The organism is Streptomyces sp. OfavH-34-F (assembly GCF_022347745.1).
Taxonomy (GTDB): domain Bacteria; phylum Actinomycetota; class Actinomycetes; order Streptomycetales; family Streptomycetaceae; genus Streptomyces.
Map to the genome: position 1 here is coordinate 1 of NZ_JAKRGC010000158.1, position 13,870 is coordinate 13,870.

At 74.4% G+C, this 13,870-nt stretch carries 16 protein-coding genes; 1 reads left to right on the forward strand and 15 read right to left on the reverse strand.

The features are described from left to right. Window positions 1–155: 155 nt before the first annotated feature. The 11 genes from lgt to hisI form a co-directional block, all read right to left on the reverse strand. The gene (lgt, locus tag MHW47_RS21575) at window positions 156–1,106 is read right to left on the reverse strand and encodes a prolipoprotein diacylglyceryl transferase (RefSeq protein WP_239225432.1); all 951 of its coding nucleotides are present in this window, start codon (window positions 1,104–1,106) and stop codon (window positions 156–158) included. A 130-nt stretch (window positions 1,107–1,236) separates the two neighbouring features. Then, complete coding sequence (locus MHW47_RS21580) at window positions 1,237–2,055, reverse strand: thioredoxin domain-containing protein (protein WP_239225433.1); 819 nt, start codon at window positions 2,053–2,055, stop codon at window positions 1,237–1,239. Window positions 2,056–2,130: 75 nt separating this feature from the next. Beyond that, complete coding sequence (gene trpA, locus MHW47_RS21585) at window positions 2,131–2,943, reverse strand: tryptophan synthase subunit alpha (protein ID WP_239225434.1); 813 nt, start codon at window positions 2,941–2,943, stop codon at window positions 2,131–2,133. Then, entirely contained in the window at window positions 2,940–4,226 is a 1,287-nt protein-coding gene (trpB, locus tag MHW47_RS21590; RefSeq protein WP_239225435.1) for a tryptophan synthase subunit beta, read from the reverse strand. Before trpB ends, trpA begins: the two co-directional genes overlap by 4 nt. 145 nt (window positions 4,227–4,371) lie before the next feature. Beyond that, window positions 4,372–4,539 (reverse strand): tryptophan biosynthesis modulator TrpM, encoded by a 168-nt coding sequence (gene trpM, locus MHW47_RS36120; protein ID WP_330238393.1) that lies wholly within the window; start codon window positions 4,537–4,539, stop codon window positions 4,372–4,374. A 7-nt stretch (window positions 4,540–4,546) separates the two neighbouring features. Next, window positions 4,547–5,356: an indole-3-glycerol phosphate synthase TrpC gene (gene trpC, locus MHW47_RS21595; protein ID WP_239225436.1), complete on the reverse strand. Its 810-nt coding sequence runs from the start codon at window positions 5,354–5,356 to the stop codon at window positions 4,547–4,549. A gap of 125 nt (window positions 5,357–5,481) precedes the next feature. Beyond that, window positions 5,482–5,973: a DUF2752 domain-containing protein gene (locus MHW47_RS21600; RefSeq protein WP_239225437.1), complete on the reverse strand. Its 492-nt coding sequence runs from the start codon at window positions 5,971–5,973 to the stop codon at window positions 5,482–5,484. 74 nt (window positions 5,974–6,047) lie between these two features. After that, complete coding sequence (locus tag MHW47_RS21605) at window positions 6,048–6,296, reverse strand: HGxxPAAW family protein (RefSeq protein WP_239225438.1); 249 nt, start codon at window positions 6,294–6,296, stop codon at window positions 6,048–6,050. Between the two features lie 121 nt (window positions 6,297–6,417). Further along, window positions 6,418–7,074, reverse strand: coding sequence for a TIGR02234 family membrane protein (locus MHW47_RS21610; protein ID WP_239225439.1), 657 nt, complete (start codon window positions 7,072–7,074; stop codon window positions 6,418–6,420). Between the two features lie 53 nt (window positions 7,075–7,127). Then, a complete protein-coding gene (locus MHW47_RS21615) occupies window positions 7,128–8,615 on the reverse strand; it encodes an anthranilate synthase component I (protein ID WP_239225440.1) in 1,488 nt (495 codons plus the stop codon). 11 nt (window positions 8,616–8,626) lie between these two features. Further along, window positions 8,627–9,010 (reverse strand): phosphoribosyl-AMP cyclohydrolase, encoded by a 384-nt coding sequence (gene hisI, locus MHW47_RS21620; RefSeq protein ID WP_239225441.1) that lies wholly within the window; start codon window positions 9,008–9,010, stop codon window positions 8,627–8,629. A gap of 84 nt (window positions 9,011–9,094) precedes the next feature. Here hisI and MHW47_RS21625 point away from each other — a divergent pair, with 84 nt between their 5' ends. Continuing rightward, window positions 9,095–9,727 (forward strand): TIGR03085 family metal-binding protein, encoded by a 633-nt coding sequence (locus tag MHW47_RS21625; RefSeq protein ID WP_239225442.1) that lies wholly within the window; start codon window positions 9,095–9,097, stop codon window positions 9,725–9,727. A gap of 16 nt (window positions 9,728–9,743) precedes the next feature. Here the strand turns inward: MHW47_RS21625 and MHW47_RS21630 are convergent, their stop codons facing one another. From MHW47_RS21630 to MHW47_RS21645, 4 genes are all read right to left on the reverse strand, one after another. Next, on the reverse strand, window positions 9,744–11,018 hold the full coding sequence (locus MHW47_RS21630; RefSeq protein ID WP_374230124.1) for an MFS transporter: 1,275 nt from the start codon (window positions 11,016–11,018) through the stop codon (window positions 9,744–9,746). A gap of 49 nt (window positions 11,019–11,067) precedes the next feature. Beyond that, complete coding sequence (locus MHW47_RS21635; protein WP_239225443.1) at window positions 11,068–11,655, reverse strand: transcriptional regulator; 588 nt, start codon at window positions 11,653–11,655, stop codon at window positions 11,068–11,070. A 38-nt stretch (window positions 11,656–11,693) separates the two neighbouring features. Then, on the reverse strand, window positions 11,694–13,277 hold the full coding sequence (locus tag MHW47_RS21640) for a cation acetate symporter (RefSeq protein WP_308381657.1): 1,584 nt from the start codon (window positions 13,275–13,277) through the stop codon (window positions 11,694–11,696). A 254-nt stretch (window positions 13,278–13,531) separates the two neighbouring features. After that, the coding region (locus tag MHW47_RS21645; RefSeq protein ID WP_239225445.1) for a CdaR family transcriptional regulator at window positions 13,532–13,870 on the reverse strand (339 nt) is incomplete at its 5' end.

Consider the following 13,870-nt stretch of genomic DNA (forward strand, 5'->3'; position numbering starts at 1 on the left):
CGCGCAGGCGCGGCGGACGCTGGCGCTGGCCCGGCGGGAGCGGTGACCCGGCGCTCCGCCCGGGCGTCGCCTCCTCGCTCGGCGGCGGGCGCCCACGGCAAACGGTGAGGGGCCGCCGGGAATCCCCGGCGGCCCCTCACTCGGCTTGTGCGGCGTCAGCCCTTGGCGGTCTCCGCCGTGCCGTCCGCCTTCGGCGCGTCGGCGTCCGCGTCCGCGTCGGCGGACGCCTCCGGGGCCTCGGCCTCGTCGGCGGCCTCGTCCTTGGCCTCGTCCTTGGCTTCCGGCTCCCCGGCCGCCTTGGGCTCGACGACCTCCTCGCGGCCCGGGCGCAGCTTCGCCGAGACCACGATGTACGTCACGGCCAGCGCGAACACGATGATCGCGGTCCACACGTTGAGCCGCAGGCCCAGGATGTGGTGCGCCTCGTCGACGCGCATGTACTCGATCCAGGCCCGTCCCGCGCAGTACGCGGCGACGTACAGCGCGAACGCGCGGCCGTGTCCGAGCTTGAAGCGGCGGTCCGCCCAGATCACCAGGAGCGCCACGCCGACGCACCACAGCGACTCGTACAGGAAGGTCGGGTGGTAGGTGCCGGCGACGCGGTTGGGGCCTTCGCTGATCTTGAGCGCCCACGGGACGTCGGTCGCCTTGCCGTACAGCTCCTGGTTGAACCAGTTGCCCCAGCGGCCGCAGGCCTGGGCCAGGGCGATGCCGGGGGCGAGGGCGTCGGCCCAGGCGGGGAGCGGGATGCCCCGGCGGCGGCAGCCGATCCAGGCTCCGACCGCGCCGAGCGCGATGGCGCCCCAGATGCCGAGGCCGCCCTGCCAGATCTTGAAGGCGTCGACCCAGTTCTCACCGTCGCTGAAGTACAGCTGGTAGTCGGTGATGACGTGGTAGAGCCGTCCGCCGACCAGGCCGAAGGGCACCGCCCAGACGGCGATGTCGGCGACGGTGCCGGCGGTGCCTCCTCGGGCGATCCAGCGCTTGTTGCCGAACCAGACGGCGACGAAGACACCGATGATGATGCAGAACGCGTAGCCGCGGAGCGGGATCGGTCCGAGATCGATCACGCCGGTCGACGGGCTGGGAATGTAGGCAAGGTTCATGGCAGCATCGACGCTACCCTGCCGGACGGGAGGTACGGCAACCCGTCCGGCAACTTCTGGGTAACGAGCGGGCCGTCGGTCCCCGGCCGGTCCGGCCGTCCGGTCTCCGCGGACGCCCCGCGCGCGGGCGCTACGGCGTGGCCGTGGCGGTGCCCGGCTTCTTGCCCTTGTTGGCCTCGGCGACCCACTTCTCGAAGTTCTCCACGGTGAGCGCCTCGTCGCCCTTCTTCGGGAAGATCGACTCACCGTTCAGGAGCGCCGTGGGCGTGCCCTGGAACCCGCCGTCGCTGAACGCCTGGTTCGACTTCTGCACCCAGGTGTCGTGCTTGCCGTCCTCGACGCAGGAGCGGAACGCGGGGGTGTCCAGCCCGTCGACCTTCTTGGCGAGGTCGATCAGCTTGTCGTTGTCGCCGAAGGCGTCGTCGGTCTCCGGCGGCTGGTTCTGGTACAGCACGTCGTGGTACGCGGGGAACTTGCCGGCGTCCTGCGCGCAGGCGGCGGCGTTGGCGGCCTTGAGGGAGCCGCTGCCGCCCATGTTGCCGTCGATGATCGTGGCCAGGTGGTAGTCCACCTTGAGCCGGCCGTCGCGCTCCATCCGGTGGATGGTGTCGCGGAACGCGTTCTCGAACTGGGCGCAGACCGGGCAGCGGAAGTCCTCCCAGATGGTGAGGGTGGACGGGGCGTCGTCCGCGCCGACCCGGATCGCCAGGGCGTCCTTGCCGGTCGCGCCGGACGGGGCGACCGCGGGCCCGGACGCCTTGGACTTGTCGCTCTTGCCGTCGGTGTTGGCCGCGATCACGCCGACCACGGCGGCCAGCCCCAGGACCCCCACCACGGCCGCGGAAACGATCAGCGTCCGGCGCCGGCGGTCGCGCGCCTTCGCCTGCTCGCGCTGCTGGATCAGCCGGTCTCGCGCGGCCCTTTTACCCTGTTGGTTCTTCTCGCTCACACCGCAGGAACGACCCGGAGAGGCACTCGCGTGCCTCTCCGGGCCCAGGTCCACCCGTTCGGGTGACCCCTGGTGTCAGCGCTTTCGAACACCTTCGGCAAGGTCGGCCGCCAGTGACCGGACGGCGGCGAGGCCGGCCGCCTCGTCGGGGGCGTCCAGCATCCGCTTGACGAAGGCGGAGCCGACGATGACGCCGTCCGCGAAGCCGGCGACCTCGGCCGCCTGGGCGGCGTCGGACACGCCGAGGCCGACGCAGACCGGCAGCTCGGTGGTGGCGCGGGTGCGCAGGACGAGGTCCCGCGCCTGTGCGCCGACCGAGGCGCGGGTGCCGGTGACGCCCATCAGGGACGCGGCGTAGACGAAGCCGGAGCCCGCGTCGGTGATGGTGGCGATCCGCTCGTCCTTGCTGCTGGGCGCGACGACGAAGACGGTGGCCAGGCCGTGCCGCCCCGCGTGCTCGCGCCACAGCGCGGACTCCTGGACCGGCAGGTCGGGCAGGATGCACCCGGCGCCGCCCGCCGCGGCCAGTTCGGCGGTGAAGCGCTCCACGCCGTACCGGTCGATCGGGTTCCAGTACGTCATGACGAGGATCGGCGCCCCGGTCGCCTCGTGCGCCTCGCGCACCGTGCGCATCACGTCGGCGATCCGCACGCCGCCGCGCAGCGCGATGTCGTCGGCGGTCTGGATGACCGGTCCGTCGAGCACCGGGTCGCTGTGCGGCAGGCCCACCTCGACGACGTCGGCGCCGCCCTCGACGACGGCCTTGACGGCCTCGATGCCGCCGTCGACGGTGGGGAAGCCGGCCGGGAGGTACGCGATGAGCGCGGCCCGGTCCTCGGCCCGCGCGGCGGCGAGCGTGGTGTTCAGCAGTTCGATGTTGCCGGTCACTGGACGTCCCCCTCGATCTCCGCGTGCGCGCTGTCGGCGTCCGCCTCGACGGCGGCGTCCGTGTCGTACAGCCCGAAGTAGCGGGCCGCCGTGTCCATGTCCTTGTCACCGCGTCCGGAGAGGTTGACCAGGATCAGCCCGTCCGGACCCAGCTCCTTGCCGACCTCCAGGGCCCCGGCCAGCGCGTGGGCGCTCTCGATGGCCGGGATGATGCCCTCGGTGCGGGAGAGCAGGCGCAGCGCCTGCATGGCCGCGTCGTCGGTGACGGCGCGGTACTCGCCGCGGCCGACGTCCTTGAGGTACGCGTGCTCCGGGCCGATGCCGGGGTAGTCCAGGCCGGCCGAGATGGAGTACGGCTCGGTGATCTGGCCCTCGTCGTCCTGGAGGACGTAGCTGCGCGAGCCGTGCAGGATGCCGGGCTCGCCCGCGGTCAGGGTCGCCGCGTGCTCGCCGGTCTCCACGCCGTGTCCCGCGGGCTCGCAGCCGATGAGGCGGACCCCGGCGTCGGGCACGAAGGCGTGGAAGAGGCCGATGGCGTTGGAGCCGCCGCCGACGCAGGCCACGGCGGCGTCCGGCAGCCGGCCGGCCCGCTCCAGGATCTGCCGCCGGGCCTCCACGCCGATGACGCGGTGGAAGTCGCGGACCATCGCCGGGAAGGGGTGCGGGCCCGCCACCGTGCCGAAGAGGTAGTGGGTGCGGTCCACGTTGGCGACCCAGTCGCGGAACGCCTCGTTGATGGCGTCCTTGAGGGTGCGCGAGCCGGACTTCACCGCGATGACCTCGGCGCCCAGCATCCGCATGCGCGCCACGTTCAGCGCCTGCCGCTGGGTGTCGATCTCGCCCATGTAGATGGTGCAGTCGAGGCCGAACAGGGCGCAGGCGGTCGCGGTGGCGACGCCGTGCTGGCCGGCGCCGGTCTCGGCGATGACCCGGGTCTTGCCCATGCGCCGGGTGAGCAGGGCCTGCCCCAGCACGTTGTTGATCTTGTGGGAGCCGGTGTGGTTGAGGTCCTCGCGCTTGAGGAAGACCCGTGCGCCGCCGGCGTGCTCGGCGAAGCGGGGAACCTCGGTGAGGGCGCTGGGCCGTCCGGTGTAGTGCACCATCAGCTCGCCGAGTTCGGCGGCGAAGGCGGGGTCGGCCTTGGCCTTCTCGTACTCGACGGCGACCTCGTCCACGGCGGCGACCAGCGCCTCCGGGATGAACTTGCCGCCGTACGCGCCGAAGTAGCCCTCGGCGCTGGGGATCAGACCCTCCGGGTCCGGGATGAAGAAGTCGGAAGACATGCGGAATGTGCTCCTCGTCGTGGCGGGGCGGATGACACCGTCTGCGCCGAGGGCGGAGCGCCGCCGCCGGTCCGTGACCGGGGCGGTTCCGGCCGCACGGGACCGCGCCCTGGCGGGCGGGTCGGTGCGGCGGCCGGGGCTCGCTCTACAGCGCGGGCCCCGTGCGCCATCGCATGCCGTTGACCTGACCGGGCTCGGCTCCGATCACATACCGCACCCGCCGGCCGCGCACACGGCGCGCCGGTGCCCGGCAGCCGCGGTGCCACGAGGGCAGCGCGCAGCTCAGGGGCTCGGGATGCGGGAGGAGGGACACGGCGGGGTCAGCCCCGCCCGTGGCGCAGGGCCGGGTGGGCGCCCGCGGCGACCAGGTCGGCGACGGAGGCGCGCGGGTCGCGGCCGGTGACCAGGGATTCGCCGACCAGCACGGCGTCCGCGCCGGCGTTGGCGTAGGCGATCAGGTCGTGCGGGCCGCGGACGCCGGACTCGGCGACCTTGACGATGTGGTCGGGGATCTCGGGGGCGACGCGCTCGAAGGTGGAGCGGTCGACCTTGAGGTCCTTGAGGTTGCGGGCGTTGACGCCGATGACCCTGGCGCCGGCCGCCACGGCCCGCTCGGCCTCGTCCTCGTCGTGCGCCTCGACCAGGGGCGTCAGGCCGATGGACTCGGCGCGCTCGATCAGGGAGACCAGCGCCTCCTGGTCCAGGGCGGCGACGATCAGCAGCGCGAGGTCGGCGCCGTACGCGCGGGCCTCCCACAGCTGGTACGAGGTGACGATGAAGTCCTTGCGGAGGATCGGGATGTCCACCTTGGCGCGGACGGCCTCCAGGTCGGCCAGCGAGCCGCCGAAGCGGCGCTGCTCGGTGAGGACGGAGATGACGGACGCCCCGCCGGCCTCGTAGTCGGCGGCGAGCGCGGCCGGGTCGGCGATCGCGGCGAGCGCGCCCTTGGAGGGGCTGGAGCGCTTGACCTCGCAGATGACGTTGACGCCCTCGCCGCGCAGGGCGGCGACGCCGTCCTTGGCGCGGGGGGCGCGGGCGGCGCGTTCCTTGAGCTCGTCGAGGCCGACCCGTGCCTGCCGCTCCGCGAGGTCGGCGCGGACGCCCTCGATGATCTCGTCGAGCACACTCACGCGAGCGGCCCCCTTCCGGAGCGGTGGCAGAAAACGTATCGGGCCGGGGATCAGCCACTCCGATGGTATCCGCAGGTGGCCGCCGCGCTCGCATCCGGCCGCCCGCCGTCCCATTCCCTGGGACTTCAGGGGGCCAGCGCCGAGCCGAACGGCAGATTCCGGACGACCGTGAAGACCAGCAGCAGGGCCCCGATCCCCCACCAGTGCACCGGCCGCAGGGCGAACCGCAGCGGCTTGCCGCGCGCCTCGCGGACCAGCCATACGGCCCACAGGACGGCGAAGAGGGCGTAGCCGGCGACGGCCAGGGCGTTGGCGCCGAAGGCGGCGGCGAGGTCGCCGTGGGCGAAGGCGTGGGCGCTGCGCAGGCCGCCGCAGCCGGGGCAGTAGACGCCGGTGAACCGCAGCAGCGGGCAGACGGGGTAGTGGCCCGGCTGGTTCGGGTCCACGGTGGCGACGTAGCCGAAGGCGCCGGCGACGGCGGCCAGCACCCCGGCGGGGACGGCGATCCGGCGCAGCCGGGAGGCTCCGGCGGGGGCGGTGGGGAAGAGCGGCGGCGGTCCGGAGGGGGCTCCGGGGGCTCCGGGGGCGGCGGGGGCGGGGTTCGGTGAGGCGTCCACCCGGTGATTGTCGCCGCTCAAGCGAAAAGGCGCAGCCCGGTCCGGGCTGCGCCTCGCGTGCGTGTGTCCGCGGGTCAGGAGGTCTGTGCCTGGCCGGCGCGGGCGCGGGCGGCGCTCAGCTCGGCCGACTCCTTCGGCGCGCCGAGGCCGGCGGCCTTCATGCCGACGCCGACGACACCACCGAGAAGGACGACGCCCATGCCGGCCCAGAAGCCGAGCGGGTTGGCCGCGACCATGAAGACGCCCGCGACGCAGAAGCCGATGAAGGCGATGATGACACCGGTCCAGGCGGCCGGGGTGTGTCCGTGGCTGCTGCCCGCCATGAGTTGCTCCTCGTTGGGTGTTGCGCTGTTGGAATGCTCGGGTCGCTGTGCGCACGGCCCGTGCCGGTGTGCCAGCTCGCTGTCATTGTCCCGTACGTGCGGGTAGGACGTGAGCTGGGGGTCATGCCTCGCGCGTCGGGTCCTCGCCGCGGTCCAGGGCCTTCCACAGATCCTCGGGGCGGTCCGGGTCCAGGGGGCGGGGTGCCTTGCGGGGGCGGGGGGTGCCGTCGCGCTCGTAGCGCCCGGACATCGTGGGCCAGCGGTTGCCGTAGCGCAGGGCGAGCAGCCCGGCGAGCAGGATCAGCAGTCCGCCGGCCGCCGTGACGTAGGGCCAGGCGGTGTGGCTGAGGGCGGTGATGGTCGCGGCGCTGTCCCCGCTGGTCTGGGCAGCCTTCTCGTCGAGCGCGGCGCTGTCGGACGCGCCGAGGAAGGCGCTGAGCGCGGCGCCGAGTCCGCTGAGCGCGAGGAGTCCGGCGACCAGGCGCCGGCCGTTGCCGCGCACGGCGAAGACGGCCACGAGGGCGGCCAGGCCGACGATCGCGAGGGCGGCGGGCAGTCCGGTGACGTCCTGGCCGTCCGCGGAGAGCGGGAGGGCGCCGCCGCCGACCGGGGCATCGCCCTCGGCCCAGGTGCGCCCGGAGGCGAGCAGGACGACGGTCGCGCCGGCCGCCCCGAGGAGCAGGCCGGCGGCCAGGGTGCGGCGGCTTCCCGCGGCGTCGGGCGCGGTGGCGGCTTCGGCGCGGGGCTGGGGTACGGGGACGGCACTCACGTACTCCACTATCCCTCACCGGCCCCGAACGCCCCACCGCGCCCCTGGGCGGCGGGCGGGACTCAGGCGCCGCCGAGCCGGTTGGCGGTGTGGACGGCGCGCAGCACGGCCGCCGCCTTGTTGCGGCACTCGGTGTCCTCGGCGACCGGGTCGGAGTCGGCGACGACGCCCGCCCCGGCCTGGACGTAGGCGGTGCCGTCGCGCAGCAGGGCGGTGCGGATGGCGATGGCGGTGTCGGAGTCCCCGGCGAAGTCGAGGTAGCCGACGCAGCCGCCGTACAGGCCGCGCCGGGTGGGTTCCAGCTCCTCGATGATCTGGAGGGCGCGGGGCTTGGGGGCGCCGGAGAGGGTGCCGGCGGGGAAGCAGGCGGTCAGTACGTCGAAGGCGGTGCGGCCCTCGGCGACCCTGCCGGTGACCGTGGAGACGATGTGCATGACGTGGGAGTAGCGCTCGATGGACATGAAGTCGACGACCTCGACGCTGCCCGGTTCGCAGACCCGGCCCAGGTCGTTGCGGCCGAGGTCGACGAGCATGAGGTGCTCGGCGCGCTCCTTGGGGTCGGCGAGGAGTTCCTCGGCGAGGGCCTGGTCCTCCTGCGGGGTGGCGCCGCGGTGCCGGGTGCCGGCGATGGGGTGGACCATGGCCCGGCCGTCCTCGACCTTGACCAGGGCCTCGGGGCTGGAGCCCGCCACGTCGAAGCCGTCGAACCGGAAGAGGTACATGTACGGCGAGGGGTTGGTGGCGCGCAGCACCCGGTAGACGTCGAGGGCGCTCGCCGTGCACGGGGTCTCGAAGCGCTGCGAGGGCACGACCTGGAAGGCCTCGCCGGCCCGGATGCGCTCCTTCACGTCCTCGACGGCGTCCTGGTAGGCGGGGCCGCCCCAGAGCGCGGTGTACGGGGGGATCTCGGAGGGCGGCAGGGTGGCGGGGGCGTTCTCTACGGGGCGGCGCAGGTCGCGTTCCATCGCGTCGAGCCGGGCGACGGCGTCGTGGTACGCCTCGTCCACGCCGGTGGCCAGGTCGTTGTGGTTGATGGCGTTGGCGATGAGCAGGACGCTGCCGTCCCAGTGGTCCAGGACCGCCAGGTCGGAGGTGAGCAGCATGGTCAGCTCGGGGAGGCGGAGGTCGTCGCGGCCGCTGTCGCCGATCTTCTCCAGGCGGCGGACGATGTCGTAGCCGAGGTAGCCGACCATGCCCCCGGTGAAGGGCGGCAGGCCGGTTTCGCGGTCGTGCGGGGTGTGCAGGGCCTCGATGGTGGCGCGCAGGGCGTGCAGCGGGTCGCCGTCGACGGGGACGCCGACGGGCGGGGTGCCGAGCCAGTGGGCCTCGCCGTCGCGGGTGGTGAGCGTGGCGGCGCTGCGTACGCCGATGAAGGAGTAGCGCGACCAGGTGCGGCCGTTCTCCGCGGATTCGAGGAGGAAGGTGCCGGTGCGCTCGCCCGCCAGCTTGCGGTAGAGGCCGACCGGGGTGTCGCCGTCCGCGAGGAGGCGGCGGGTGACGGGGATGACGCGCCGGTCGACGGCCAGCTTGCGGAAGGTGTCGAGGTCCATGGCGGCAGACCCTACTGTCCCCGGAGGAGGACGTCGGCGTCGAAGCAGGTGCGGGCGCCGGTGTGGCAGGCGGCGCCGGTCTGGTCGACCTTGACGAGGACGGTGTCGGCGTCGCAGTCGAGGGCGACGGACTTGACCAGCTGGATGTGGCCGGAGGTGTCGCCCTTGACCCAGTACTCCTGGCGGCTGCGCGACCAGTAGGTGCAGCGGCCGGTGGTGAGGGTGCGGTGCAGGGCCTCGTCGTCCATCCAGCCCAGCATCAGGACCTCGCCGGTGTCGTACTGCTGGGCGATGGCCGGGACCAGTCCGTCGGCGCCGCGCTTGAGGCGGGCGGCGACGGCGGGGTCGAGGGCGCTGGCGGTGCGGGGGGTGCCGGGCGGGGGCGTGCTGGTCATGGGGCCATTGTGCCGTGGGGGCGCGGCGGGTCCGGGGGTGCGTCCACTGGGCGGACGGGGGGCGGCGGTCGTACGCTGGCGGGCATGTCGACCCATGCCAAGCGCGAACGTCTTCTGCTCGCCGACCTGTTGGAGGCGGCGGGTCCGCATGCCCCGACGCTGTGCCGGGGCTGGACGGCCCGCGATCTCGCGGCCCATGTGGTGGTGCGGGAGCGGCGGCCGGACGCGGCGGCCGGTCTCGTCATCGGGCCGCTGAAGGGCCGCCGGGACCGGGTGATGGCCGAGTTCGCGGCGAAGCCGTACGAGGAGTTGATCCAGCTCATCCGTACGGGCCCGCCCCGGATGTCGCCGTTCGGCCTGAAGCAGGTGGACGAGGCGGCGAACACGGTGGAGTTCTACGTGCACGCGGAGGACGTGCGCCGGGCGCAGCCGGACTGGTCGCCTCGGGAGCTGGACCCGGTCTTCTCGGACGTGCTGTGGTCGCGCACGGAGAAGGCGGCGCGAATGCTGGGCCGGAAGGCGCCGGTGGGGCTGGTGCTGCGCCGTCCGGACGGGCAGACCGCGGTGGCGCACCGGGGGGCGCCGGTGGTGACGGTGACCGGTGAGCCGGGCGAGCTGCTGCTGTTCGCGTTCGGGAGGCAGGAGGCGGCGCGGGTGGAGCTGGAGGGCGAGCCGGACGCGATCGGCCGGATGACGACGGCGGAGCTGGGCATGTAGCCCGCGTCCGCCCCGGTCAGTGCGGGAGTTCGGCGCGGCGCAGCGGGGCGAGGACGATCCCGGTGACCGCGCCGGCGGCGCACAGGGCGGCGCTGGTGGCGAAGACGGGGCCGGTGCCCCAGAGAGCGACGGCGGCGCCGGTCACGGGGAAGCTGAGCGGCGCGAGGGCGTGCGTGAAGAGCGTGGAGACCGAGGTGACCCGGCCGAGGTAGGCGGGATCGGTGACGGTCTGGATGAGCGCGCCGCACAGCGAGCCGCCGAGGCCGGCGAAGAGTCCGACGAGGACCGCGACGGCCGCCGCGAGGGGCACGGAGGACACGAAGGCCAGGGCGCCGACGGCGACCGCGCCCACCAGGACGGTCAGGCACATGACGAGCCCGGCCCGGGGCATCCGGCCGCGTACGGCGAGGAGCAGCGCGGAGGCGCCCGCGCCGGTGCCGAAGGCGGCGACGATCCAGCCCATGCCGGAGGCGCCCCAGCCACGTTCGTCGCTGAGCAGGATGAGGCCGAGGTTGAGGGGGCCGACGAAGCCGAGTTCGCTGAGGGCGACGACGAGCATCAGCGGGCCGAGCAGCGGGTGGCGGCGGATGTGGCGCAGCCCGTCGGCCAGTTCGTGCCGGGCGGTTCCGGCGGGCGCGGCCGTCTCGCGCGCGGGCCGCGGGAGCACGCGCAGGGCCAGCAGGAGCGGGAGCGAGACGGCGAAGAGGATGCCGGCCGCGGCGAAGGCGAGGACCGGTCCGCCGAGGGCGACGGCGACGCCGCCGAGCGGGGCGCCGACGACGTTGGCGGTGCGGGCGGCGAGTCCGCGCATCCCCTGGACGCGGGCGAGCTGGGAGGCGGCGGTGATCCGGGGCGGCAGGGCGCCCACGGCGGGCAGGAAGAGGGCGTCCACCGCGCCGAAGACGAGGGCGACGGCGATCAGCAGGCCCACGGTGGGCGTGGTGAGCAGCAGCGTTCCGGCGAGGGCGAGGATGACCAGGCAGCGGGCGGTGTCGCTGGCGATGACGACGCGGCGGGGCCCGAGCCGGTCGGCGAGCACTCCCCCGCCGAGCAGGAGCAGCGCGCGGGGCAGGGAGCCGGCGGCGAGCACCAGGCCCGTCTGCGAGGCGTTGCCGGTGCGGGCGGCGGCCCAGGCGAGGGCCATGTAGAAGACGCTGTCGCCGATCATGGACGCGGTGTACGCGCCGAGCCAGCGCAGGACGTTGCCGTCGCGGTGGGCCGGGCGGGCGGGGGCCCCGGCGGCGCTGTTCCCGGCGGTGCGGTCCTCGGCGGCGGGCAGGGTGGCGGTCACGGGGCGTCCTCTCGGAGGGCGGGGGCGGGTGCCGGGGCGGGGTGCCGGGTCAGGTGCGGAACGGGAAGCCGTACAGGTGGAACGCGACGTTCTCGCGGTGCTCCGTGTCGCCGGCCTCCTCGCGGGCGCGGGCCTGTTCCTCGTACCGCTTGACGAGTGCGTCCATCTCGGAGGCGAGCGCGCCGAGTTCACCGGCGGTCAGCCGGGCGAGGTATTCGGAACCGAAGGAGGCCCGGCGCCACTCGGCCGGCCAGCTGCGGCTCGCGTCGAGGTGGCGGCGGTACATCTCGGCCTGCTGGTCGAAGGAGAGCCGGCTGACGGCGGAGTGGGTGGCGGCCGTCTCGGGGGCGTCGCTGAAGTCCTCGTCGTAGAAGCGCAGCCCCTTCGAGGCGGGCTGCCACCAGCGCTCGCGGCCGTCCCGGCCCGCCCGGTCGGCCTCCTCGATCAGGCCGTGGTCGGCGAGCTTGCGCAGGTGGTAGCTGACGAGCGAGACCGCCTCGTCCACCTGTTCGGCGAGTTGGGAGGCGGTGGCCTGCCGGGCGATGTAGAGGGCCCGGTACAGCTTCATCCGCAGGGGGTGCCCGAAGGCCTTCAGGGTGCCGAGGTCGGAGACCCGGCGCGAACCGTCGCTTTCCATGCCCCGAGCCTAGGTACGAAAGAAAAACTGCGCAATATTTATTGCGAAAGAAAAACTGCGCGTCTGGTCCGGGTCCGCTTCCGGCCGTCGCGGGAGCCCAGATGTCCGAGCAGGAAGCCCGCCGGGATGGTGAGCAGGCCGGGCGTCTGGAGCGGGAACCAGTGGAAGTCGCGGTCCGGGAAGAGGGCGACGGGCGTGCCGGAGAACGCGGGCGAGAACACCATCAGGACCGCGATGAGGGGCAGCGTCCCGTACACCGTCCAGCGCGCCCCGCGCGCGGTGAAGCCCGGCCGGAACAGCGCGTACAGCAGGACCGGCGGCAGGACGGAGGCCGCCGCCGCGAAGGAGAGTGAGAGCAGGACCTGCGGGTTGCGGTCATGGGTGTACGTGGCCGCCCAGACGGCCACCACGCCGGTCAGGACCACCGCGAGGCGGGCCCGCAGGATCTCGCGCCGCGCCGCCCGGCCGGAGCGCCCCGCCGTACGCGCTCCGCGTCGCGCCGCGAAGTCGCGGGCCAGGGACGAGGCGGCGGCGAGGGTGATCCCGGCGACGGCGGCCAGCGTGGTGACGAAGACCGCACAGGCCACGCACGCGAAGAGCAGGCTCTCGCGCGGCCCGCCGGCGCCCGGGTCGAGCGCACCGGTCACCAGCAGCAGCGCGGTCCCGCCGGCCGGGTCCGCCCCCCGGATGGCCTTGTGCCCGAGCAGGGCGGACGCGCCGAGCCCGGCGACGACGATCCCGGCGCACAGCACGGCCACCGGGACCACCGCCCACACGGTCGCGCGGCGCACCGTCCGGCGGTCGCGCATCGGGTGCAGCCGCATCGTGATGTGCGGCATGCACGCGGCCCCGAGGAGCAGGGTGAGCTGGAAGCCCAGCAGGTCCAGGGTGCCGGCGGCCCCGTGGCCGAACTGGAGCCCGGGGCGGGCGTACGCGTCACCGGCCCCGCTGCCCCGGCGCGCCGCGTCGAACAGGGCGAACGGATTCCAGCCGAAGCGGGCGAGCACCAGGCCGGCCAGCAGGGTCACCGCCGCGAGGACGACCGCGACCTTGAGGATCTGCACGTACCCGGTGCCCCGCATGCCGCCGACCGCGGAGTAGCAGACCATCAGGGCGCCGCCGGCCACGGTGCAGCTGGTGAGCGCGCCGTCGGGCAGCCCGAACATCGCGGCCATCACCCGCCCGGCGGTCGCGAGCTGGACCAGGAGCAGCGGGGTGAGGACCACCAGCGTCGTGATGCCGAGGGCGCGGCGCACGGAGGGGTCGCCGAGCCGGTCCGCGAGGAAGTCGCCGAGCGTGAACACCCCGGCACGGCGCATCGGTTCGGCCAGGACGCGCATCACCAGGACCAGGGAGACGACCGTGGCCAGGGCGAACAGCACCCCGTCGAACCCGGCCAGCGCGACGGACCCCGTGGTCGAGAGCAGGGTCGCCGCGGAGAGGTAGTCCCCGGCGACGGCGAGCCCGCTCCCGGCGGGCCCGAGCGCGGAACCGCCGCCCGCGTAGAAGTGCTCCGGATCGTCCTGGTCGGCGGCGGCCAGCCCGCACAGCAGCAGCGAGACGGCGACGAACGCGAGGAACACGACGACCGCGAGCGAACGGGCGTCGAAGCCGCCGGTCACCGTCGGAATCCCGGGACGGCGGGGGAAATCGGGCATGGAGAGGGCATGCCCGACACGGCATCAGGCTCCCGGGGCCGGCGTACAGCGGGCCGCCCCGGCGCGCGGCGGGGGTACAGGCCGTACGGGCGGGGACTGTGCGGGGGCACAGGGCGCGCCCCGCACGCCCCGCATGCCCAGCACGTCCCGCACGCCCAGCACGCCAGCACGTCCCGCACGTCCCGCACGTCCCGCGCCCCCCGCCGGTCCGGCAGCGGTCAGTCCGGCAGCAGGCGGCGGGCCGTCAGGGCCAGGGAGACCTCGGCCGCGTCCGAGGGGCGGGTGAGACAGCGGCCGGTCAGCTGCTCGAAGCGGCGCAGGCGGTTGAGGACGGTGTTGCGGTGGCAGTAGAGGCGGGCGCCCGCGCGGGGCGCCGAGCCGTCGGCGTCGAACCACGCGGTCAGCGTCTCGATCAGCACCTCGCGGTCGGCGGCGTCCAGCCGGTCCAGCGGGCCCAGCACCCGGTCGGCGAGGGCCGCGCCGAGCCCCGGCGCCGAGACGACCAGCGCGGCGGGCAGGTGCTCGTCGAGCAGGACCGCCCCGCCGTCCGCCGGGCA

Excerpts from the sequence above, each read along its gene's own strand:
- lgt (WP_239225432.1), bottom strand. The coding sequence starts at position 1,106 with ATGAACCTTGCCTACATTCCCAGCCCGTCGACCGGCGTGATCGATCTC.
- trpB (WP_239225435.1), bottom strand. The coding sequence starts at position 4,226 with ATGTCTTCCGACTTCTTCATCCCGGACCCGGAGGGTCTGATCCCCAGC.
- MHW47_RS21605 (WP_239225438.1), bottom strand. The coding sequence starts at position 6,296 with ATGGCGGGCAGCAGCCACGGACACACCCCGGCCGCCTGGACCGGTGTC.
- MHW47_RS21615 (WP_239225440.1), bottom strand. The coding sequence starts at position 8,615 with ATGGACCTCGACACCTTCCGCAAGCTGGCCGTCGACCGGCGCGTCATC.
- hisI (WP_239225441.1), bottom strand. The coding sequence starts at position 9,010 with ATGACCAGCACGCCCCCGCCCGGCACCCCCCGCACCGCCAGCGCCCTC.
- MHW47_RS21625 (WP_239225442.1), top strand. The coding sequence starts at position 9,095 with ATGTCGACCCATGCCAAGCGCGAACGTCTTCTGCTCGCCGACCTGTTG.
- MHW47_RS21635 (WP_239225443.1), bottom strand. The coding sequence starts at position 11,655 with ATGGAAAGCGACGGTTCGCGCCGGGTCTCCGACCTCGGCACCCTGAAG.